Genomic DNA, 1933 nt, shown 5'->3' with positions numbered 1-1933 from the left:
CCGCGACCCGGGGCCGGTGTCCGGCGTGCCCGGTGCGCTGGGGACGGGTTTCTGATTGTGTGGGGTGATGACGCCGATGCCACTGCGCCGCCCCCTCACCAGCAGCGCCCGCCGCCTGCCCCGACCCGCCATCGGGATCGCCGCTGCGGCTCTGGCCGCCGCGCTGACCGGCACCGGGTGTGCGGCACTGACCGGGGACACCGGATCGGATGAGCTCCAGCAGTTCCTCTCCGCGCTGAGCAGCGGCGACCTCGGGGGTGCGGCCGCGCTCACCACCGATCCGGCCGCGGCGCAGGAGACCCTCGAGGCCAACGTGCTGGCGATGGGGTTCACCCCCACCCTCTCGGCGAGGACCCCGGACGGGGACCGACGCCCGGACCGCGATCCCGTGCCGGTCGAGATCACCTGGGACATGGGAACCTCCGGGAACGACCAGGCCGACGACGAGGCCGACGACGAGGCCGACGACCAGGCCGACGACGAGGCCGACGACGACGAGGCGGGCTCCGACCCGGCCGGCGGGACCCCCGGCGCGGAAGCCGCCCCCCGCATCGTCACGACCACCGGCGAGGCGCGGACCACCAGGGTCGGCGAGGACTGGAGGGTCGAGTGGTCGCCGACGATCCTCGACACCCGCCTCGAGCCGGGGGGCACCCTGGCCTTCTCCGAGATCCTGGACTACGACACCTCGGTTCTCGACCGCACGGGCGAACCGCTGCTGCAGTGGACTCCGGTGACCGCGGTGACCCTGGCGCCGGGGGCGGTGGAGTCCGCGGACGCGGTCGCGGCGTTGGTCAGCCCCGTGGTGCCGACGATCACCGGGCAGACGATCCGCGACGGCATGGCCGAGGCCGGCGACCAGCCGTACCAGGTCGTCGCGCTCCGCCCGTCCGACATCGACCCGATCCGCGAGCAACTCGCCGCCGTCCCGGGGGTGACGCTCCCCGAACGCGGGGATCTCATCCGCACCGACCGCAGCCTGACCTCTCCTGCGATCAACAATCTGCCGACCGCGTGGATGGACGCGATCGCCGCGGAAGGTGGCTGGACCGCGGAGATCGTCAATCCCGACGCGGAACCGATCGAGCTCGGCAGCGCCCCGGTGGGCCAGGTCGACGACCTCGTCTCCACGCTGCAGATCTCGATGCAACGGGCGGCCCAGCAGGCGGTGGACTCCTCCGCCCTGGGAGCGTCGATCGTGGCGATCCAGCCCTCGACCGGCGGAATCCTGGCCGTGGCACAGAACTCCGTCGCCGACCGGCAGGGGCCGGTGTCCATGCAGGGCCGCTTCCCGCCGGGGTCGACGTTCAAGATCGTCACCACGGCCGCGGCGCTCGAGGCCGGCGTCGTCGGCCCGGACGAGGTCGTGCCCTGCCCGGCCTCGGTGACCGTGTCCGGGCGCACGATCCCCAACGACGACGACTTCGAACTCGGCCCGGTCCCGCTGGAGACCGCGTTCGCCCGCTCGTGCAACACCAGCCAGGCCGTCATCAGCGACCGGCTCTCGCCGGAGGCCATGAAGGACACGGCCGCGAAGCTCGGGCTGGGAGTCGGGTTCTTCGCCCCCGGTCTCGGTATGGACACCTACACCGGGTCCGTGCCCGTCACCGAGCAGGGTCCGGCCCGTGTGGAGGCGGCGATCGGGCAGGGTGAGGTGCTGGCCAGCCCGTTCGGGATGGCGGTCATGACGGCCTCGCTGGCGGGCGGCGGGCGGATGATCCTGCCGCACGTGGTCGACGGGATGCCCGCCACCGCCAACGACACTCCGGAACCCCTGGACCCGGGTGTGGTGGACACCCTGCGCCGGTACATGGAACAGACCGTGCGATCGGGCACCGCGACGGCTGCGAACTCGATCCCCGGACTCGGGGGCAAGACCGGGACGGCCGAGGTCGGCACCGGCCCCGCCCACGGGTGGTTCGTCGGCTCCACC

At 73.2% G+C, this 1933-nt stretch carries 1 protein-coding gene; it reads left to right on the top strand.

From position 1 onward, the window contains the following. Positions 1-67: 67 nt before the first annotated feature. A partial coding sequence (locus IY392_RS16995; RefSeq protein ID WP_228549565.1) for a penicillin-binding transpeptidase domain-containing protein occupies positions 68-1933 on the top strand: 1866 nt, incomplete at its 3' end.

This window comes from Dietzia sp. SYD-A1, assembly GCF_015356725.1.
GTDB lineage: Bacteria > Actinomycetota > Actinomycetes > Mycobacteriales > Mycobacteriaceae > Dietzia.
The sequence above is the reverse complement of the archived record's forward strand: the minus strand, read 5'-3'. Positions and strand labels throughout refer to the sequence as shown.